Origin of the sequence: Massilia violaceinigra (assembly GCF_002752675.1) — a bacterium.
Lineage (GTDB): Bacteria > Pseudomonadota > Gammaproteobacteria > Burkholderiales > Burkholderiaceae_D > Telluria_A > Telluria_A violaceinigra.
The window spans coordinates 2,283,442-2,302,434 of record NZ_CP024608.1 but is presented as its reverse complement, the minus strand read 5'-3'; the positions used below and the strand labels follow the sequence as shown (position 1 = coordinate 2,302,434).

Annotated in this window: 17 protein-coding genes; 7 read left to right on the top strand and 10 right to left on the bottom strand. The window is 64.8% G+C overall.

Going from position 1 to position 18,993, the window contains the following annotated elements:
- Positions 1 to 87: 87 nt before the first annotated feature.
- From axe2C to CR152_RS10415, 5 genes are read right to left on the bottom strand one after another with little or no spacing between them, the layout of a single operon-like run.
- Positions 88 to 1,134 carry a bifunctional acetylxylan esterase/glucomannan deacetylase AxeC2 gene (gene axe2C, locus CR152_RS10435; protein WP_099874860.1) on the bottom strand — a complete coding sequence of 349 codons (1,047 nt, stop codon included), beginning with the start codon at positions 1,132 to 1,134 and terminating at the stop codon, positions 88 to 90.
- 6 nt (positions 1,135 to 1,140) lie between these two features.
- On the bottom strand, positions 1,141 to 1,887 hold the full coding sequence (locus CR152_RS10430) for a GDSL-type esterase/lipase family protein (RefSeq protein WP_229413341.1): 747 nt from the start codon (positions 1,885 to 1,887) through the stop codon (positions 1,141 to 1,143).
- Positions 1,888 to 1,899: 12 nt separating this feature from the next.
- Positions 1,900 to 3,108: a glycoside hydrolase family 27 protein gene (locus tag CR152_RS10425; RefSeq protein WP_099874858.1), complete on the bottom strand. Its 1,209-nt coding sequence runs from the start codon at positions 3,106 to 3,108 to the stop codon at positions 1,900 to 1,902.
- 20 nt (positions 3,109 to 3,128) lie between these two features.
- Complete coding sequence (locus CR152_RS10420) at positions 3,129 to 4,466, bottom strand: glycoside hydrolase 5 family protein (RefSeq protein ID WP_099874857.1); 1,338 nt, start codon at positions 4,464 to 4,466, stop codon at positions 3,129 to 3,131.
- A 6-nt stretch (positions 4,467 to 4,472) separates the two neighbouring features.
- On the bottom strand, positions 4,473 to 6,731 hold the full coding sequence (locus CR152_RS10415) for a glycoside hydrolase family 3 C-terminal domain-containing protein (RefSeq protein ID WP_099874856.1): 2,259 nt from the start codon (positions 6,729 to 6,731) through the stop codon (positions 4,473 to 4,475).
- A gap of 383 nt (positions 6,732 to 7,114) precedes the next feature.
- Between CR152_RS10415 and CR152_RS10410 the strand changes: the two genes are divergently transcribed.
- From CR152_RS10410 to recQ, 5 genes are all read left to right on the top strand, one after another.
- Positions 7,115 to 8,134: a LacI family DNA-binding transcriptional regulator gene (locus CR152_RS10410; RefSeq protein WP_099874855.1), complete on the top strand. Its 1,020-nt coding sequence runs from the start codon at positions 7,115 to 7,117 to the stop codon at positions 8,132 to 8,134.
- A 144-nt stretch (positions 8,135 to 8,278) separates the two neighbouring features.
- Complete coding sequence (locus tag CR152_RS10405; protein WP_099874854.1) at positions 8,279 to 9,487, top strand: AGE family epimerase/isomerase; 1,209 nt, start codon at positions 8,279 to 8,281, stop codon at positions 9,485 to 9,487.
- A 1-nt stretch (position 9,488) separates the two neighbouring features.
- Entirely contained in the window at positions 9,489 to 10,406 is a 918-nt protein-coding gene (locus CR152_RS10400) for a carbohydrate kinase family protein (protein WP_099874853.1), read from the top strand.
- 197 nt (positions 10,407 to 10,603) lie between these two features.
- A complete protein-coding gene (locus CR152_RS10395; protein ID WP_099882165.1) occupies positions 10,604 to 11,437 on the top strand; it encodes an undecaprenyl-diphosphate phosphatase in 834 nt (277 codons plus the stop codon).
- 35 nt (positions 11,438 to 11,472) lie between these two features.
- Complete coding sequence (gene recQ / locus CR152_RS10390; protein ID WP_229413340.1) at positions 11,473 to 13,308, top strand: DNA helicase RecQ; 1,836 nt, start codon at positions 11,473 to 11,475, stop codon at positions 13,306 to 13,308.
- Between the two features lie 3 nt (positions 13,309 to 13,311).
- Here the strand turns inward: recQ and CR152_RS10385 are convergent, their stop codons facing one another.
- Positions 13,312 to 14,199 carry a helix-turn-helix domain-containing protein gene (locus tag CR152_RS10385; RefSeq protein ID WP_099874851.1) on the bottom strand — a complete coding sequence of 296 codons (888 nt, stop codon included), beginning with the start codon at positions 14,197 to 14,199 and terminating at the stop codon, positions 13,312 to 13,314.
- Between the two features lie 101 nt (positions 14,200 to 14,300).
- On the opposite strand from CR152_RS10385, the gene CR152_RS10380 reads away from it, so the two are divergent.
- On the top strand, positions 14,301 to 15,230 hold the full coding sequence (locus CR152_RS10380) for a DMT family transporter (protein WP_099874850.1): 930 nt from the start codon (positions 14,301 to 14,303) through the stop codon (positions 15,228 to 15,230).
- On the opposite strand, the gene CR152_RS10375 is transcribed toward CR152_RS10380, so the two are convergent.
- The 4 genes from CR152_RS10375 to CR152_RS33615 all read right to left on the bottom strand — a co-directional run bounded on the left by CR152_RS10375 (position 15,154) and on the right by CR152_RS33615 (position 18,178).
- The gene (locus CR152_RS10375; protein ID WP_099874849.1) at positions 15,154 to 16,329 is read right to left on the bottom strand and encodes a DUF418 domain-containing protein; all 1,176 of its coding nucleotides are present in this window, start codon (positions 16,327 to 16,329) and stop codon (positions 15,154 to 15,156) included. The genes CR152_RS10380 and CR152_RS10375 overlap by 77 nt on opposite strands.
- Positions 16,330 to 16,458: 129 nt before the next feature.
- Positions 16,459 to 17,139: a tRNA (guanosine(46)-N7)-methyltransferase TrmB gene (gene trmB, locus CR152_RS10370; RefSeq protein ID WP_099874848.1), complete on the bottom strand. Its 681-nt coding sequence runs from the start codon at positions 17,137 to 17,139 to the stop codon at positions 16,459 to 16,461.
- A gap of 130 nt (positions 17,140 to 17,269) precedes the next feature.
- A complete protein-coding gene (locus CR152_RS10365; RefSeq protein WP_099874847.1) occupies positions 17,270 to 17,683 on the bottom strand; it encodes a phage holin family protein in 414 nt (137 codons plus the stop codon).
- Between the two features lie 282 nt (positions 17,684 to 17,965).
- Positions 17,966 to 18,178 (bottom strand): helix-turn-helix domain-containing protein, encoded by a 213-nt coding sequence (locus tag CR152_RS33615; protein WP_167399884.1) that lies wholly within the window; start codon positions 18,176 to 18,178, stop codon positions 17,966 to 17,968.
- Positions 18,179 to 18,266: 88 nt separating this feature from the next.
- On the opposite strand from CR152_RS33615, the gene CR152_RS10360 reads away from it, so the two are divergent.
- Positions 18,267 to 18,974, top strand: coding sequence for a LexA family transcriptional regulator (locus CR152_RS10360; protein ID WP_167399883.1), 708 nt, complete (start codon positions 18,267 to 18,269; stop codon positions 18,972 to 18,974).
- Positions 18,975 to 18,993 lie beyond the last annotated feature (19 nt).

The window sequence follows — 18,993 nt, the reverse complement described above, 5'->3', positions numbered from 1 at the left end:
CTGGGTGGCTTGGGCCGGTGCGGCGCGGACAATCCCGCGCTGCACCGGCTCTTTTTTTCGTCGTCGCAGGTGTCGGACGACGCGCGACTACCAGCCGGTCAAATCCCGTAGCTGGGGAACCAGTTCGCGCGCCATCGCGGCATGCTGCGCCCTGGTGGGATGCGCATCGGTCGCGTCGCCCGGATGGTGCATGGTTGTTGCGGCATGCACGCGCGCGCTGCCGACGCGCCTGATGGTCTCGGCGATATAGCCGTTCAAGGCGGCCTTGCGCTCGCCATTGAGAATGGCGCCTTCGGTCAGTACGATCAGCGCGTGCGGATGATTGCGCAGCAGCGTGCGCACCAGGCGCTGGTAGGCTTTGACAAAGGAGTCGCGCTCCGGAATGCCCGTGCTGAAATCGTTGGTGCCGATCGCGCTGACAATCACGTCAGGCCAGTAGCCGGCGTGGTCCCAGCGCACGCGTTGCTCTTCATTGGCGATGGCAAGTTCGTAGAAATCGGGAAGATTGTCGTTATCGGTGCGGCCGTTCCAGCTGCGCAGCAGCCCGCGTCCGCCATGGCAGACCAGGTGAACCTGCGCACCGAGCGTCTGCGCGGCCAGCATGCCATACGATGCGCGCGGATTCCACCATGACGGCTTCTTCGTCTCGCTGTCAACCCGGTCGATGGCTTCGCCGCAGGTGACCGAATCGCCAAGAACGAGCATTTTGCGTTGCGGGAGCACCGGCGCGGTGTGCAGTGTGCCGTCGGCGACAAACCTGGCCAGGGTGACGACACCGTGCCAGCTTTCGGTGCGGTGCATGATGTCGACGCGGTGGATGCCGGCCTGGCGCTCGTCCACCAGTTTGATGGTCCGCGATTTCGCCGACAGCTTGATGATGCGTGCCGCGCCCCCGTCGACGACGACTTCGAGAACGCTGCGCTCACCACTGGCCGCGGCATCGACCGACAGCGCCTTGCCCTCGAACGCCAGCGACAGCTGCACGCCGGGATAGGCGAAGCGCAAGCTGCCGTCCGTCCGGGCCACGGTCCTGCCCATGCGCGCGATGCGCGGGTCGTCCGCGCGCACCACCGGTTCGGCCCAGGCGCCGCCATGGACCAGCAGCAGCGCCAGTGCCAGCGCGTTACGGTTCATGGCGCCCTACTTCATCAGTGCTTGCACGTCGGGCAGCATGGCGTCGGCCCAGATGGTGTAGCCCTTTGGGGTGAGGTGAAGATAATCACCCATGATGTCGGTGCCGATGGCGCCGTCAGGGCGCACGAAGGACGCGCCATAGTCGCGGAAAACCACATGGCGGCCGTCGTCCAGGGTTGCCACCATCTTGTTGAGCGTGACGACACTCTGGCGCCGCTCGCTCGTCGCGGATTCGCCGGTCGGCAGCACGGCATTGAGCAGGATGCGCGCGGCCGGATACTGCTTGCGCAAGGCCGTCACCACCGCCTTGATGCCGGGGAAAACCTGTTCCGGCTTCTCGTCGCACAGCCCCAGGTTGTTCACGCCAATGAGCAGCACGATCGCCTTGGGCGCGAGCCTGGCCATGCGCTTGTCCTGCAGGCGCCACAGCACGTTGCCGGTATTGTCCCCGCCGATGCCGAAGTTGCCCGCCTTGTAGGCGCCGAAATTCACATTCCAGATCGCGCGCGGCCAGCCTTCGGTGATCGAGTCGCCGATGAACATCAGGTCCACATCGCCCTTGTCGGCCAGGGCCAGCTGGTCTTCATGCATGCGCTTCCAGCGCCCGATCGACATCCACGGGTACTCCTGGGTACGCGGCTTGATGTTGACGGCGCAGGTATTTGCGCCGGCCCCGTCGTTCGGGTCCGCGGTCTCGGCGTGTGCGACATGGCTGGCCAGCGCACCGGCCAGCAGGATTGGAAGAATACGCATGTTCATGATCGGTCACTTCGCTTTCAGGTGCAGCATGGCCACGCTATGCGAGGCAATGGTGAGGTCGAGGGCCTTGCCGGTGTCGCCCGTCTTGCCGGTCCAGGCGTCGGTCCAGCGGTAGGCGGTCTTGTTGATATCGAGTTCGCGCTTGCTCAGGTCATCGCTGATCTTGTGCTTTTTCCAGTCGACCTTGTAGCTGATGGCGCCGGCGCCACGGTTCAGAATCATCAGCGCCCATTCGTTATTGGCCAGCGGCTTGGCCCACAGTTCCAGCGTCCCTTCGGACAGGAACTTCCACGCCTGCACGCCCAGCTTATCCTGGTTGATCGCGATGACATCCTTGTTGGTCAGGATCTTGCGCGTGGACTCCGGCATCGAGCGCAGGTCGTTGCCGGAGATGAGGGGCGACGCCATCATGGCCCAGATCGAGAAGTGGGCGCGGTCTTCGTCCTCGGTCATGCCCATGCCGACTTCCATCATGTCCATGTCGTTCCAGTGTCCGGGACCGGCGTGCTTGCGCAGGCCGGCCTGCTTGTCGAGGATGCGCAGCACGCCGAAGGCGGACCACGAGCCGTGATTGATCTCGCAATCCCAGCACGGATAGATATCGCCGGTGGTGCGCCACGAATGGCCGATGTCGGCGCCCCACTCCCACGGCTTGTTGTCGCCCCATTCGCACATGCTGAACAACATGGGCCGCCCGGCGCTGCGGATGGCATCGCGCATGGTGGTGTAGGCGGCGGCCGCGTTCAGGCCCTTGGTATCGCACCAGTCGTACTTGACGTAGTCGACGCCCCAGGCGGCGTAAGTGATCGCGTCCTGGTATTCGTGTCCGCGGCTGCCCGGACGGCCGCCGCAGGTGGTGGCGCCTGCGTCCGAATAGATGCCCAGCTTGAGGCCTTTCGCATGCACGTAGTCGGCCAGCGCCTTCATCCCGGACGGGAAGCGCTCGGGATCGGGCTGGATGTTCCCGTTCTTGTCACGCTTGCCGTGCCAGCAGTCGTCGATGTTGACGTATTCATAGCCGGCGTCTTTCATGCTGATCCTGACCATGGCGTCGGCCGTTTCGCGGATCAGTTTTTCATCGATATTGCAGGCGAACTTGTTCCAGCTGTTCCAGCCCATTTGCGGCGTCGTCGCGAGATTGTCGAACTTTTGTGCGGATGCATTCGCGCCCAGCAGGAGTCCCGCCGAGATCAACAGCGTAGGTACGGTTTTCATGGATCGTCCTGTCGAAGAGTTTACTTCTGGAGCAAGCGCAATTTGGCTGCATGGTCCTTGATCAGCGCCAGCGAACTGGCATCGGTATCGAACACCGAGTACAAGCCCTGCTCTTCCTGCGGCGGGTCGCCCATGAAATCATTACCCTGTTTCCACCAGTAGTCGGCGTTGGCGGCACGCCCGGCGCCGCCCCAGGCCCAGAAATTCCAGCCCGCGATCGGCTCGCCGTTTGCGGCGCGGCGTTGTATCAATTCGAAGATCTCGCCATAGAAGCGGTCGCGGATCTTGGTGCCCGACTTGATGTCGAAGGAGGCACCGTCGCGGTCCAGCCCAAACTCTTCCAGCACGATCGGTTTGCCCAGCGTTTTGGCCATGTCGATATGCGTGTTCAGATAATCGCGGCTCTTGGCAATTGCCCCGTCCCAGCTCTCGACCGGCTTTTTGGAGTCGAACCAGCCCCAGTTTTTGGGCCACAGGTGATAGGTGAGGTAATCGATGTGCTTCGATGAATGCGACGCCATGAACAGTTTGGCATCCTGCGCCGACCCGGCCAGGCCTTCGCTGCCGCTGCTCACCAGGTGGTTCTTGTCCAGTTCATGGATGTACTGCGCGGTCTCGGCGATCCATTTGGTATAGACCGCCTTCTCCTTGTCGCTTGCCTTGCCGTTGCCCGGGCGTGGCTCGTTCGCCAATTGCCACGACATGATCACCGGGTCGTCGCGGTACGCCTTGCCGTTGATCGTGTTGACCCGGCCGACGATCTTCCTGATGGTGCCGCGAAATTCCTTCTGCGCGTCCTTGTTGGCGTAAAAGCGCGCCGTCTTGGCCATGTAGTCGTCGTAGTCCTTGGTCACGTTCGGGTCGATCGCCGGCGTACCTTCGAACCAGTTCAGGTACTGCGTCATCCCGCCCGACCACTGCCAGAAGTTGTTCAGGTAAAGCACGACCGTCATGTCGCGCTTGCCCAGTTCATCGACCAGGAAGTCGAGGCCCGCCAGCAGGTCCTCGTCGTACTTGCCCGGACCGTTGGTGGTGGCGGGCCGCACGGCGCTGGTCATCGCGGTTTTTTCGGAGACGGCCAGCACCCGCACATTGTTGATCCCGAGCGCCTTCATGGTATCGAGTTCCTTGCGCAGGCGCGCGCGTTCGCCCACCCCGGACGGCGAGCCCAGATAGCCGCCGTACCAGAAATTGGCGCCAGCGATGTAATACGATTTGCCCTTGCGCGCGAAGTGCGTCTTTTTGACCGTCACGAATTCGCTCTTGCCCGCCGCGCTCACTGGCGCCGCCGCCGACGCCGCGCCGCTCACCAAACCGGCCATTGCCAATGCTGCACCCAACTGGTTCATCTTGATCATCGCGTTTTACCTTTTCTCGGTTGAAGGGACGGCTTTACCATGCAGGTCGAGTTTGCGCGCGGGCAGGTCGACCGTGATGCTGCTTTCACCAGTGCCGCCGGCGTCCTGCGCCAGCACCAATTTGTACTTCCCCTTGGCGATGCGCCAGGTCTTGGACGGGCCATCGAGCACGGCCAGCATGCGCGGCTCCACCGTGAGCGTCACCTCGCGGCTTTCGCCCGGCTGCAGATCGACCTTGTCCCAGCCGGCCAGGCGCTTGGGCGCTTCCCAGCGCGCACCCGGTGACGCCGCCACGTACAGCTGCGCCACATCCTTGCCCGCTACCTTGCCGGTATTGCTCACCTTGAAGCGCACCTGCAGCTGCCCGTTCTTGTACTCGCCCGCCAGACCGGTGTAGGCAAACTGCGTGTACGACAAGCCATGCCCGAACGGGAACAGCGGTATATGTTTTTTGAGATCGAACCACTTGTAGCCGACCGCCGCGCCTTCGTGATAGTCGACCCGGAACTGCATCTGCGGCTTGGCGGGGTCGCCATCGAGCACGGGACGCGGCAACTGGCTGAGGGACGCCGGGAAGGTGGCCGGCAAGTGCCCCGATGGATTGACGTCGCCGAACAGCACGCGCGCGATCGCTTCGCCGCCGCGCGTGCCCGGGTACCAGGCTTGCAGCACGGCCGCCGTCTTGCCCAGCCACGGCATGAGTACCGGGCCGCTGGTTTCCAGGACGACCACGGTGCGCGGATTGGCGGCGGCGACGGCCGCAATCAGGGCATCCTGCTTGTCGGGCAGCGACAGGTCGACCGCGTCGTTGGCTTCGCCGATCCACTGGGTGCCGAAGACGATCGCCACGTCGGCGCTCGCGGCCAGCTGCGCTGCCTTGGCAGGATCGGCACCGCTGTCGAAGACCACGTTGGCGCCGGGCGCCAGCGCGGCGATCTCCTTGACCGGCGCGGATGGGTGATATACCACCGGACCGGGCCAGATGGCGGGCAGCAAACCCTTGACGGCGCTGCCGCCGACCGGATACACCTGCGACGAACCGCCACCGGACAGCACCCCCTTGTCGGCATAGCCGCCGATCACTGCAATCGTTTTCACGTCCTTGCGCAAAGGGAGCAGCTGGGCGTCGTTCTTGAGCAGGACCATGCTCTCTTCGGCATCGAGGCGGCTGATCAGGCCATGGGCGGCAAAGTCGATGGCGCCATCCGGCTTGACCGGATGGTCGACCACGCCCTTGTCGAACATCGCGTACAGAATACGGTAGACCATATTGTCGAAGCGCGACTGCGAAACAGCGCCGGTCTTGACCGCTTCTTCCAGCGCACCCGCGAAGTAAGGCGACTTGTCGAATTCGGAGCCGGACTGCTGGTCCAGCCCATTGTTGGCCGACGCCACGGTGCTGTGCACCGCGCCCCAGTCGGACATCACATAGCCCTTGAAGCCCCAGTCCTGCTTGAGCACTTCGTTGAGCAGCCAGGCGTTCTCGCATGCGTAGGGACCGTTGACGCGGTTGTAGGCGCACATCACCGAACCGGGGTGGCCCTGTTCGATCACCAGCTGCATGGCCAGCAGGTCGCTGGTGCGGGCGGCCACGTTGCCGATGCGCGCATCGAGTTCGGTGCGGCCGGTTTCCTGGCTGTTCAGCGCAAAGTGCTTGACGGTGGAAATGAGGTGATTGGACTGGATGCCCTTGACCGCCTGCCCTACCATGATCCCGGACAGCAGCGGGTCTTCGCCGGCGTACTCGAAATTGCGGCCGTTGCGCGGATCGCGCATCAGGTTCACGCCGCCGGCCAGCATCACGTTGAAGCCCGAGGCGCGCGCCTCGGCACCGATCATCGCGCCGCCCTGGTAAGCCAGCTTCGGGTTCCAGGTGGCCGCCGTGGCGAGGCCCGACGGCAGCGAGGTGCGCTCGCGCGGATTGGCGCTGGCTTGCGAGGCCACGCCAAGGCCGGCGTCGGTCTCGAACAGCGCCGGCAGGCCGAGGCGCGGCACGCCGGGAATATAGCCGGCCGACGACGGCAGGGCTGCCGCGATCTTGGTGGTTTTCTTGGGTGCGAAGTCCGAGCCGAAGTAGCCGTACACCCATTGCAGTTTTTCTTCCTGCGTCATTTCCTTGAGCACCAGCGTGGCGCGCTGGTCGGCGGAGAGGGCGCGGTTCATCCACGGCATGGGCGCCTCGGCCGCGCCGGCAATCAGCGGCAGGGCGGCCGCGATGGCGACGGCCAGGGCGTGTTTAATCAGGGTGGTCGTGCGGGTGCTCATCGTGCGTGTCTCCTCTTTGTATTTACCTGCTCGGCGCCTGGAAAGGGTCGCCGGCCGGTTTATATGGATGAGGGGAGTGTGCATGCGGACTGTCGACCGGTCAAACAAAAGGTGGCGCTTTCGATCATGTTTAGCCATGATCGCTAAACACGCGAACGGCTTCGCGCAGGGTGCTACGCCCGGGGAGCCGCGCTTGGGCGGTTGCGCAACAGGCGGCGCGACCCTGTTTAGTAAAACCCGGCTAAACTGTTTGCAAACCGGACCAATCGTTTGACCATGGGCTAATCGATATGCAAGACTCTCAGCATGAGAAGGCATCTGCCACTGGAGAAGCTTGTGATCGACCCGACCCCGCATCTGAGCACCCCGCCGGCCCCGTTCCGATGAGCGCCGCCAGCCCGTCGAACGTCACCATCCGCGACATCGCCAAGTTTGCCGGCGTCTCGGCGGGGACCATCTCGCGCGCGCTCAAGAACGAGCCGGGTCTGACCGAAACCACGCGCCAGATGGTGCTGTCGGCCGCGCATGAACTGGGCTACGATTTTACCAACCTGCGGCGCAAGCGCATGCGGCGCCTGACTTTCCTGCTGCACCGCCAGCACAACACGGCCGCCAGCAGCCCGTTCTATTCACCGGTGCTGCACGGGGCCGAGGAAGCCTGCCGCAAGCAGGGCATCGTGCTCTCGTTCATGGCGGTCGGTCCAGCCGATGGCGTGACCGAGCAGCTGCGCATGCACGCGCCGGACGCGATCGTGTGCGCCGGCTTTTTCGAACCCGAATTGCTGGGCGCCCTGCGCGCGAGCGGCAAGCCGCTGGTCCTGATCGACATGAAGCTGCGCGGATACAGCTCGGTCAACCCGGACAATTTCATGGGCGGCTACCTGGCCACCAAACACCTGATCGGCCTGGGGCGCACACGCATCGGCATGATCTCGGGTTCCCTCGGCCACTACAGCGTACGTGAGCGGAACAAGGGCTACCGCCAGGCCCTGTTCGAGTCGGGCATGCTGGCCGACCCGCGCCTGGAAGCGAGCCTGCCGGACGGCGTCGATCTCGAAACCGGGGCCTGCGAAGCGATGCAGTCGCTGCTGGCCCTGCCCAATCCGCCGGACGCGGTGTTCTGCTACAACGACAGCGCCGCCCTGGTGGCGATGCGCTGCTGCCTGGCGGCCGGTCTGACGGTGCCGCACGACGTATCGATCGTCGGCTTCGACGACATCTCCAGCGCGGTACTCGGCCACCGGCCCCTGACGACCCTGCGCATCGACAAAAAGGAGCTCGGCGCGATGGGCGTCGAGCTGCTTCTGCGCGACCAGCAGGACGCACCGGTGGAGCAGGTCGCGCCGGTGGAACTGATCGTCCGCGCCAGCACCGTGTGCGACGACTGGGGACCGCACAAATGAAGCGAGCGAACACCACCGACTGAGCAACCCCCACGCAAACTCAGCACAGCGCGCGCCACAGTTGACCGGCGCCAGGGACAACTGCGTCCGCGCGCTTATCCATACCTTATTCAACACCCTATTTTTTGACAACGAGACTTGACGATGGCCCCCGATTTTCATTCGCGCGATACCCTGCTTGACCACATTCGCCACACCAAACGCTTTTACGATCCGCGCTGCGTCGACCCCAGCGGCGGCTTCTATCACTTCTACAAGGACGACGGCACCGTCTACGACGCGCACACGCGCCACCTTGTGAGCAGCACGCGCTTCATCTTCAATTATGCGATGGCCTACCGCGAGTTCGGCGACCCGGCCGACGAAATGCGTCTTCTGCACGGCCTGGACTTCCTGCGCGGTGCGCACCGCAATCCGGCCACAGGCGGCTATTGCTGGCAGCTGCACTGGGCCGAAGGCAAGGGCGAGGTCACGGACGGTACCAACCACTGCTACGGCCTGGCCTTTGTGCTGCTGGCCTATTCGCACGCGCTGATGGCCGGAGTGAAAGAGGCGCGCCTGCATATCGAAGAAACCTTCGCCCTGATGGAGCGCCGCTTCTGGGAGCCGCAGTACGGCCTGTACGCCGACGAAGCGAGCGCCGACTGGTCGCAGCTGGCACCCTACCGCGGCCAGAACGCCAACATGCACGCCTGCGAAGCCTTGCTCAGCGCTTTCGAAGCGACCGGCGAGAATGCCTACCTGCGCCGCGCCGAAACGCTGGCCTACAACATCACCGTGCGCCAGGCCGCACTGTGCAATGACACCGTGTGGGAGCACTATCGCGCCGACTGGTCGGTCGATCACGACTACAACCGCCACGACAGCACCAACATCTTCCGGCCCTGGGGTTTCCAGCCGGGCCACCTGACCGAGTGGAGCAAGCTGCTGCTGATCCTGGAACGTCACCAGGCCCACCTGCTGGGCGAGGCGGACTGGCTGCTGCCGCGCGCCTCTGCGCTGTTTTTGCAGGCGATGGACAAGGCCTGGGATGCGCAGCACGGCGGCATCTTCTACGGCTTCGCGCCCGACGGCAGCATTTGCGACGGCCACAAATACTTCTGGGTGCAGGCCGAGAGCCTGGCCGCGGCCGCGCTGCTGGGCGCGCGCACGGGCGATGCGGTGTACTGGGACTGGTACCAGCGCATCTGGGAATACAGCTGGACTCACTTTGTCGATCACCAGCACGGCGCCTGGTACCGTATCCTCAGCCCGGCCAACGCCAAGCTGACCGACGAGAAAAGCCCGGCCGGCAAGGTCGACTATCACACCATGGGCGCCTGCTACGAAGTGCTCAATGTGCTCAAGGACTGAGATGAACGCACCGACATTCCCGATGTTTGTGGCCGCCGGCGAGGCGCTGACCGACATGATCGCCGAACCGGGCCAGCAACACTGGTGCAGCCAGGTGGGCGGCTCGACCTGGAACGTGGCGCGCGTCATGGCGCGCCTGGGCGTGCCGAGCGCCTTCGCCGGCGCTGTCAGTTGCGACGTCTTCGGCGACCAGCTGTGGGACGCCAGCGCGGCGGCCGGCCTGGATTTGCGCTTCGTGCAGCGCGAGACACGCTCGCCGCTGCTGGCGATCGTCTACCGGACCGACCCGCCCAGCTACTTTTTCGTCGGCGACGACAGCGCCGACCTGCACTTCGACGCGGCGCGCCTGCCGCACGGGTGGCGCGCGCACTGCAAATGGGTGCACTTCGGCGGCATCAGCCTGGCGCGCGAGCCGCTCGCTGGCAAGCTGCTGGCACTGGCGGCTTCGCTCAAGGCCGACGGCGTGAAGATCAGCTACGACCCGAATTTCCGGGCACTGATGGACCAGCGCTACGACGCCACCTTGCAACGCATGACGGCGCTGGCCGATGTGATCAAGGTGTCGGATGAAGATCTGGCCGGGCTGTTTCGCACCGATGACCCCGAGAAGGCGTTTGCCACCCTGCGCGGCTGGAACCCTGGCGCCACCTACCTGTACACGCGCGGCGCGCAGGGCGCCTCGTTGCACATCGGTGCGGGAACGTGGCACGCCGCCTCGCCGCGCATCACCGTGGTCGACAGCGTCGGCGCGGGCGACGCGAGCATCGCGGCGCTGGCGTGGAGCTTCCTGCACGAGCCGCATCGCGCCCCCGCCGATCATCTGCGCTTCGCGGTGGCCGCCGGTGCGGCAGCTTGCCAGGCGGCCGGCGCCGCGCCGCCGTCGCTCGGCGCCATCACGGCGCTGATGGAACGCGCTTAGGCGCTTCCCGCCCGCGGCATTGTTGCCATTTCATCAAGGCAACGCCCTACCCGCGCCAGCTCAACAAATTGCGAAATAGCGCGGCGCACATGCGGGTGGATCAGAAGCCGGAGGCGTGCTCGTGGTAAGCTTCGACCCCGCACCGTGCCGTCATCCGGTCCGACTTCCCCGATAACAATACAAACTGCTTCATGGACATAACTCTCGCTCTCGCACTAAAAGCCATCATCATGGGTCTGGTGGAAGGCTTCACCGAATTTCTCCCGATTTCCTCGACCGGCCACCTGATCCTCGCGGGCAGCCTGCTCGACTTCACCGACGAGAAAGCGAAAGTGTTCGAGATCGTCATCCAGGCCGGCGCCATCATGGCGGTGTGCTGGGAATACCGCGCGCGCATCGTCTCGGTGATGAGCGGGCTGACGTCCGATCCGAAGGCGCAGAAGTTCATGCTCAACCTGATCGTCGCCTTCCTGCCGCTCGCGCTGCTCGGCCTTTTGCTCGGCAAGATGATCAAGTCGGCCCTGTTCAAGCCCGTGCCGGTGGCGCTGGCCTTCATCATCGGCGGCTTCATCATCTTGTGGGTGGAGCGCCGCAACAAGCTCAATCCTCCAGTGGTGCGTGTTGAAACGGTGGACGACATGACGCTGCTCGACGCCTTCAAGGTCGGCTGCGCCCAGGCCGTGGCGCTCATTCCCGGTACCAGCCGCTCGGGCGCGACCATCATCGGCGCGATGATGTTCGGCCTGCCGCGCAAGGCCGCCACCGAATTCTCGTTCTTCCTCGCGATCCCGACCCTGCTGCTGGCGACCGTGTATTCGCTGATCAAGGAACGCGATGTGCTGTCGATGGCCGACCTGCCGATGTTCGGCATCGGCTCGATCGCGGCCTTCATCTCGGCCTTCCTGTGCGTGCGCTGGCTGCTGCGCTACATCAGCACTCATGACTTCACCGTGTTCGCCTGGTACCGCATCGTGTTCGGCATCGTGGTGCTGGCCAGCTCGCACTACGGATGGGTCGTTTGGGCGGAATAATGGACCCCGGTATGGACCCCGGTATGGACCCCGGTATGGACCCCAGTATGGACCCCGGTCTCTCAGCACGCGCGCTCGACCAGCTGCAAACGGTCTTCGGCTACCCGGCGTTTCGCGGACAGCAGAAGGAGATCGTCGAACACGTCGCCAGCGGTGGCGATGCGCTGGTGCTCATGCCGACCGGCGGCGGCAAGTCGCTGTGCTACCAGATTCCCGCGCTGCTGCGCGACGGCGTCGGCGTGGTGGTCTCGCCCCTGATCGCGCTGATGCAGGACCAGGTCGACGCACTGGCCGAAGTCGGCGTGCGCGCCGCGTTCTTGAATTCGACCCAGACGTACGAGGAGTCGATGCGCATCGAACGCCTGGTGCGCACCGGCGAGATCGACCTGGTGTACGTGGCGCCCGAACGCCTGATGACGCAGCGCTGCCTGGACCTGTTCCAGGCCTCCAAAATCGCGCTGTTCGCCATCGACGAGGCGCACTGCGTGTCGCAGTGGGGGCATGACTTCCGCCCCGAATACATCAAGCTGTCGATCCTGCACGAGCAATTTCCGGACGTGCCGCGCATTGCGCTCACCGCCACCGCCGACCAGCAGACCCGCGCCGAGATCGCACTGCGCCTGCAACTGGGCGATGCGCGCCAGTTCGTGTCCTCGTTCGACCGGCCGAACATCCGCTACCAGATCGTCGAGAAGGGCAACGGGCGCAAGCAGCTGCTCGACTTCATCACCACCGAGCATGGCAGCGACGCCGGCATCGTGTACTGCCTGTCGCGTAAAAAAGTCGAGGAAACCGCCGACTTCCTGAACGAGAACGGCATCCGCGCCCTGCCCTACCACGCCGGCATGGACTACCCCAAGCGCAGCGCCAACCAGGCCCGCTTCCTGCGCGAGGAAAGCATTGTCATGGTCGCGACCATCGCCTTCGGCATGGGTATCGACAAGCCGGACGTGCGTTTTGTGTGCCACCTGGATCTGCCGAAAAGCATCGAGGGCTACTACCAGGAGACCGGACGCGCGGGCCGCGACGGCATGCCCGCCAGCGCCTGGATGGCGTATGGCTTGCAGGACGTGGTGCTGCAGCGGCGCATGATCGACGAGTCGGAAGCCGACGAAACCTTCAAGCGCGTGCTGTCGATGAAACTCGACGCCATGCTGGGCCTGTGCGAGACGCTCAGCTGCCGGCGCGTGCGCCTGCTCGAATACTTCGGCGAGCAGTCCACCCCGTGCGGCAATTGCGATACCTGCCTGATTCCGCCGGTGTCGTTCGACGGCACGGTGCCGGTGCAAAAGCTGCTGTCGGCGATTTACCGGGTCGACCAGCGCTTCGCCGCCGGCCACGTGATCGACGTGCTGCGCGGGGTCGAGACGGACCGCATCAAGCAGTGGCACCACGATTCGCTGTCGGTGTACGGCATCGGCAGCGAACGCACCGAAGCGGAGTGGCGCGCCATCCTGCGCCAGGCCATCGCGCTCGGCCTGATCACGGTCGACCATGAAGTTTACAGCTCGCTCAAGCTGACCGACGCCGCGCGCCCGGTGCTCAAGGGCGGCCAGAAGGTGCAGCTGCGCCAGTACCAGAAACCGGTCAAGCAGAAGCGCGCGCCGTCCGCCTCGTCCAAAGGGCATGTGGAGATGGACCTGTCCAAATCCGAACAGGCGATTTTCGAGAAGCTGCGCTGGTGGCGGGTCGAAACCGCGCGCGCGCACAATGTGCCGGCCTACGTGATTTTTGTCGACGCCACCCTGCGCGAAATCGCCAAGGCCAAACCCACCTCGCTGCAGGAACTGCGCGGCGTGACCGGCGTGGGCGAGAAAAAGCTGGTCTCTTACGGCGACGAGATCGTCGCCATCATCATGGAGATGAGCTAAAACTCATCCCGCCAGCGCCTGGCGGTAACGCCCGGGCGGCGCTCCCACCGCTTTGCTGAAACGATGGCTGAAGTGGCTCAGGTCCGCGTAGCCGCAGGCTGCGGCAATCTGCTGCAAGGGCAGCTTGCCGGCCTTGAGCAGGACGCGCGCGCGTTCGATGCGGCGCTGCGCTACCCAGCTTGAAGGCGGCATCCCGAACGAGACGCGGAACATGCGCGCCAGATGAAACTCCGACATGCACGCCAGCTGCGCCAGTTCGCCCAGGGTGATCGGCTGCGCCAGATGCTGCTCGATATAGTCGGCCAGACGGCGCCTGACCAGGGGCGCCAGGCCGCCGCGCAGGCGCAGGTCGCGCCGCACGATCGCCTGCGAACGAAGCAGTTCGCTCAGCGCTTCGTGGGTGATCTCGTTGGCGCGCAGGAGCTGGCCCGTATCGTCCCAGGGCTGCCTCACCAGCGCCTCGCACAGCTGCACGATGCGGGGGTTTTCAAAGTAGGTGCGGTCGGCCAGGGTCAGCTCGCGCGGTTCGCGGTCCAGTTCCGCCACGGCGCGCCGCGTGAAGTGCTCGGGCATGAAGTAGACATGCAGCATGTGCACATGGCCGCGCACGACCCATTGCGACTCGTGCCAGTCGGGCATGGAGCAGAGCTGCTGCGGCGCCCCGTAACGCCCCGGCACGCCGGCGCGCTCGGTACGGTAGCCGCCGCCCAGGTAGCACGACAGGGTGTGGTGGCCCGGCTGCACATAGCTGGTGAACTCCTCCACGGTTTCGCGCTTCCAGATCGCCGCGGCCAAGCCGTCGCCCAGCCACGCGAAGCGTTCGAGCGTGGCATTGGTGCCGCTCATGGTGTTGAAGACGGCGTGCGAAATGAGCGGTGGGCGTGAGTGCATGCTGAAAAGTCTAGCATGGCATGCCCGCCGCTGCCGGCGGCCGGCCCAAAGTGCGCAAGATCAGACAAGTCGCACCAGGCATGCCGGTTCAAGATGGGGGCATGAATATCTTCCTCTACTTTCTCACCGTCGCGATCTGGGGTACCACCTGGATCGCCATTACCTTTCAACTTGGCGTGGTGCCGGCGCCGGTATCGATCGCCTACCGCTTCTGGATCGCCAGCGCGGTGCTGATGCTGTTCTTGATCGCCACGCGCAAGCCCATTTGGCCGCCGCGCAGCGCCTGGCGCTATCTGCTGGCCCAGGGACTGGCCCTGTTCTGCTGTAATTTCCTGTGCTTTTATTACGCCAGCCAATGGGTGCCGAGCGGGCTGGTGGCGGTGGTGTTTTCGACAGCGCCGATCTGGAATGCGATCAATGGCCGCCTGTTCATGGGACGCCCGATCCGGCGCCAGGTGGTGGGCGGCGCGCTGCTCGGTCTTTGCGGCATCGCCCTGCTGTTCCTGCCGCAGATGCGCGGACACTGGAACGACAGCGGCATGCTGCTCGGTCTCGGCCTGGCGCTGCTGGGCACCGTGTGCTTCTCGACCGGGAACCTGCTGTCCTCGCGCATGCAGACGCTCGGCCTGACGCCGTGGCTGACCAATACCTGGGCCATGCTGATCGGCGCCACCATTCTCGGTTGCGGCGCGTGGCTGCTGAACATGCCCTTCGCGGTCGAACCGACCATGCGCTACGCCGCCTCGCTGCTGTACCTGGCCATTCCCGGCTCGGTGGTCGGGTTTACCGCCTACCTGCTGCTGGTCGGGCGCATCGGCCCTGACCGCGCGGCCTATTCGACGGTGCTGTTCCCGGTGGTGGCGCTGAGCGTGTCGACGGTGCTCGAAGGGTACCAGTGGAGCGCCCTCGCTATCGGCGGCCTGCTGCTGGTCCTGGGCGGGAACGTGCTGGCGTTCATGCCGGCTGGCGCGCGCTTATCCAGGTCGCCCGGTGCCACAACCGCTCCAGCGGCCCCTGGGCGTGGCGCCTGAGCCACCACGCGCAAAACGCGCACTGCAGCGCCGCCAGCAACACGCCGATCAGCAGGCACACGGTGGCGCCGGTGACCTTGTACAGGCCAAGGCCGAAACCGTAATAGATGAAGGAGCCGATGATCGACTGCGTGAAGTAGCTGGTCAGGCTCATTCGTCCCAAGGGTGCCAGCACGCGCAGTGCGCGCGTGAGGGCGCCGCCCTGGTACAGCAGCACGAAGCACGCCACCAGCACCAGCATGAACGCCACGTTCGACCATGAGGCGATGATGGTGCCCAGCGGGCGGCGCACGGCGGCGCTGGCGACCAGGTCGGGCAGCATGGTCTTGATCGCGAACAGGGGGATGAACAGCAGCGCGGCGCCGGCGAGGGTGCGGCGCCAGAAGCGCAGGCTTGCCGGCACGGCCTCGAACAACCCGCGGCGCCCGGCCAGCATGCCGAGCATGAACAGCGACATGATCTGGAATATGCGCCCGTTTTCCCAGCTCCAGTGAATCACCGCCAGCTTGCCGTTGGTGAGGTTGCCGGGCCAGACGCGCACGAGCGAGTCGCCCGTCAGGTAGGCATTCATGCGAGCGAAATACTGCCACGAGACCGGGTCGCCGATCTTCGCGTCCGGATGGCGCATGGCGTCGGCCAGCACCAGCCATGCGTACGGCTGCAGCATCAGGGCGGCGGCCAGCGCCAGCACCACGCCATCGCGCATGCGCGCCACCGGCAGCAGGCACAGGCCGATGACGGCATAGATGGTCAGGATGTCGCCGTGGTAGAACATCGAGTTGAGCAAGCCGAAGCCGAACAGAATCAGGAGGCGCCAGCCATAACGGACGCGGAAATCCTCGTCGCGCCCGGCGCGGCGCTGCGACTGCAAATGGAAGGTCAGGCCGAACAGCAGCGCGAAGATGGCGTACGACTTGCCGCCGAAAAGAAAGAAGGCGCAGTCCCAGATAATCTTGTCGAGGACGACCAGCCAGGCCGGGAGATCGGGCACGACGTAGTACAGGTCGAAGTGCTCGATGTTATGGAGCAGCATGATCGAGACGATGGCAAAGCCACGCAATGCGTCGACCACGTCCAGGCGGGGTGCCGTTGAAGCCATCGTATTAACTCCTCGTGAAGAAGCGTACCAAGAAATCGTATTCTAATTGGAAACGCTACCACTTTGGAGAAAAATCCGTGGCGATGCGGCCTGCATGGCTGCGTCGCCCAAGGTCAGCCCAACGTCGGCTTATTTTTTGGTGAACACCAGGTCCCAGACGCCGTGACCGAGCTTGATGCCGCGGTTTTCAAACTTGGTCAGGGGACGGTAGGCCGGCTGCGGCGCGTAGCCCTCGGCCGTGTTTTGCAGCAGCGGCTCGGCGCCCAGCACCTCGAGCATCTGGACCGCGTAATCCTCCCAGTCGGTAGCGCAGTGCAGGTAGCCGCCCGGCGCGAGGCGCCCGGCCAGCAGCTTGACGAACGGCGGCTGCAGCAGGCGGCGCTTGTTGTGGCGCGCCTTGTGCCACGGGTCGGGAAAGAACACGTGCACGCCGGCCAGCGAGGCGGGAGGAATCATCTGGTTGAGCACTTCGACCGCATCGTGCTGGATCAGGCGCAAGTTGGTCAGATCCTGTTCGCCGATCTGCTTGAGCAGGCTGCCCACGCCGGGCGTGTGCACTTCGACGCCGATAAAGTCCTTTTCCGGCATGCCCTTGGCGATGTGCGAGGTGGTGTCGCCCATGCCGAAGCCGATTTCGAGGATCACCGGCGCACGGCGGCCGAAGGCTTGTTCAAAGTCGAGCGGCGCCTTGGCGTATTCGACCAGGAACTTCGGTCCCAGCTCTTCCAGCGCGCGCGCCTGGGCGATCGACAGGCGGCCGGCGCGCGTGACGAAACTGCGAATCCGGTGTTCGGTCGGGTCGTACAACATCGGGCGGTTCGGGGTATCTGCGGACATGGGGATGGATGAGGAAAAAAAGGCAGGACGACATTATATCGTACGGCGCCGCCGCTGCCGGCGGCAGGCGCCGGCAGCGGGGGAGCAGGAGGCGCCGGGACGGCTAGTCCTGCTTGCCGTCGAGGCGCTCCATGCGCGAGATGCCGGCCGACAGGTAGCGTTCCAGCACGCGCGAGCCGCCGTAGGCGGCGATGGTGATGCAGCCCGGCTGCAGCAGGAGCGGAATCTCCTGCCACGCGCACAGCGAGTACGTCACCAGGCCGGCCACCAGGGAGATCAGGATATCCTTGGCGATTTCCAGCGGCAGCGACTTGATCACCACATCGGGACTGGCGATCTTTTGCAGCGTGCCGGCGGCCCCGCCGACCAGCGACAGCGTGACGGCGACGGCCACGCCATCGAGCGGGATGCTCGACAGGTCGCTGGCGAAGTTGGTGGCGGCGATTGCACTGGTGTCCCATGAGGAGAGCAGCCAGGTCCAGCAAAGCCGGGGTTTCAGGTGTAGAAAGGTGCGCATAGAACCTCCTTGAAGCGCTGGTGGGCATCGAAGAGCGTCAGCGCCACCAGGGCTCCGGCGTTCCAAAAAATCGTCGATCAGGCGGCGCGCGGCGCGCAACCTGACGCGGGCGCGGACATCGGCACGGCCCGACAACACGCCACGCGGAGCGGAGCGCGCCGGCCCGGCGCGGCTGGCGCACGCCGGTGCCGGAACGGCGCGTTGGACAGGGTGCGGACGTGACTGTCCCGGTGCGGCGGACAGGCCGCCGGCAGTATTGGTCTTGCTCATGTGTGCCTCAGGTCAGGTCAACGGTCCGCTTGCGCGGGCGAGAGGGCATTTCAGCGCGTGCAGGGCGCGGATGGCGTGGAAGGTGGCGATTTTGCAGTCCGCCTGGCCATTCAGGATGCGGCTGACGGTTGGCTGGGTGGTCCCCAGTGCCGTCGCCATGCGCATCTCCGTCCACCCGGTTGCGTCCTTGATTTCCCGTAACAGGGTGGAGATGTCTTTTTCCATGAGCACAGTCTATACGCGCTCGGATAGATTTTCAACAAGAGCACGCTACGGTTTTGAAAAAATCTATTCGTACGCGTATAATTCGCTCATGACTATTTCAGACCGCCTGACACACGCGATGGAAGAAGCCGGTTTCCAGTCGCAGAGTGCCCTGTCGCGCGCCTCCGGCGTGCCGCAGCCGACCATCAACCGCATCATCAACCGCAGCGGCACGCGTGGGCCGGAAGCGGCTACCCTGGCGGCGCTGGCGTCGGCCTGCAAGGTGGCGTTCGAATGGCTGCATGAAGGCACGGGGCCGATGGCGCGCCGTAGCGCCGGGGCCGATGGCCTGCCCGGGGAGATGCAGCCGGTTATCGTGGCCGAAGACGGCGACCCGCGCTTCGTGCAGATCAAGATGGTGACGCTGCGCCTGTCGGCCGGCATCAGCGGTTTTCAGTCCGATCCCGGGCACGATACCGGCGCTACCTTGCCGCTCGACGCCGGCTGGGTTGGGCGCAACAACTATATTCCGGAACGTCTGGTGGCCACGCGCGTCAAGGGCCAGAGCATGGAGCCGACCTTGTACGAGGGCGATATCATCGTGATCAATACGGCTAACAACCGGCCCGTCGATGGTGCGGTGTTCGCCGTTAATTATGAGGGTGAAGCGGTGGTCAAGCGGCTCTCGCGCGATGCGGGCGAATGGTGGCTGGAGTCCGACAATTCCGACAAGCGCAAGTACCACCGCAAGGTGTGCCGGGGCAGCGACTGCATCATCGTTGGGCGCGTGGTGCGCAAGGAGAGCGACCGGATCTGACGCATCTGACGCATCTGAC

Bases quoted from the DNA above. Each gene is read 5' to 3' on its own strand.
- axe2C (WP_099874860.1), bottom strand. From the start codon at position 1,134: ATGAACCGTAACGCGCTGGCACTGGCGCTGCTGCTGGTCCATGGCGGC.
- CR152_RS10430 (WP_229413341.1), bottom strand. From the start codon at position 1,887: ATGCGTATTCTTCCAATCCTGCTGGCCGGTGCGCTGGCCAGCCATGTC.
- CR152_RS10425 (WP_099874858.1), bottom strand. From the start codon at position 3,108: ATGAAAACCGTACCTACGCTGTTGATCTCGGCGGGACTCCTGCTGGGC.
- CR152_RS10420 (WP_099874857.1), bottom strand. From the start codon at position 4,466: ATGATCAAGATGAACCAGTTGGGTGCAGCATTGGCAATGGCCGGTTTG.
- CR152_RS10415 (WP_099874856.1), bottom strand. From the start codon at position 6,731: ATGAGCACCCGCACGACCACCCTGATTAAACACGCCCTGGCCGTCGCC.
- CR152_RS10410 (WP_099874855.1), top strand. From the start codon at position 7,115: ATGAGCGCCGCCAGCCCGTCGAACGTCACCATCCGCGACATCGCCAAG.
- CR152_RS10405 (WP_099874854.1), top strand. From the start codon at position 8,279: ATGGCCCCCGATTTTCATTCGCGCGATACCCTGCTTGACCACATTCGC.
- CR152_RS10400 (WP_099874853.1), top strand. From the start codon at position 9,489: ATGAACGCACCGACATTCCCGATGTTTGTGGCCGCCGGCGAGGCGCTG.
- recQ (WP_229413340.1), top strand. From the start codon at position 11,473: ATGGACCCCAGTATGGACCCCGGTCTCTCAGCACGCGCGCTCGACCAG.
- CR152_RS10385 (WP_099874851.1), bottom strand. From the start codon at position 14,199: ATGCACTCACGCCCACCGCTCATTTCGCACGCCGTCTTCAACACCATG.
- CR152_RS10380 (WP_099874850.1), top strand. From the start codon at position 14,301: ATGAATATCTTCCTCTACTTTCTCACCGTCGCGATCTGGGGTACCACC.
- CR152_RS10375 (WP_099874849.1), bottom strand. From the start codon at position 16,329: ATGGCTTCAACGGCACCCCGCCTGGACGTGGTCGACGCATTGCGTGGC.
- trmB (WP_099874848.1), bottom strand. From the start codon at position 17,139: ATGTTGTACGACCCGACCGAACACCGGATTCGCAGTTTCGTCACGCGC.
- CR152_RS10365 (WP_099874847.1), bottom strand. From the start codon at position 17,683: ATGCGCACCTTTCTACACCTGAAACCCCGGCTTTGCTGGACCTGGCTG.
- CR152_RS33615 (WP_167399884.1), bottom strand. From the start codon at position 18,178: ATGGAAAAAGACATCTCCACCCTGTTACGGGAAATCAAGGACGCAACC.
- CR152_RS10360 (WP_167399883.1), top strand. From the start codon at position 18,267: ATGACTATTTCAGACCGCCTGACACACGCGATGGAAGAAGCCGGTTTC.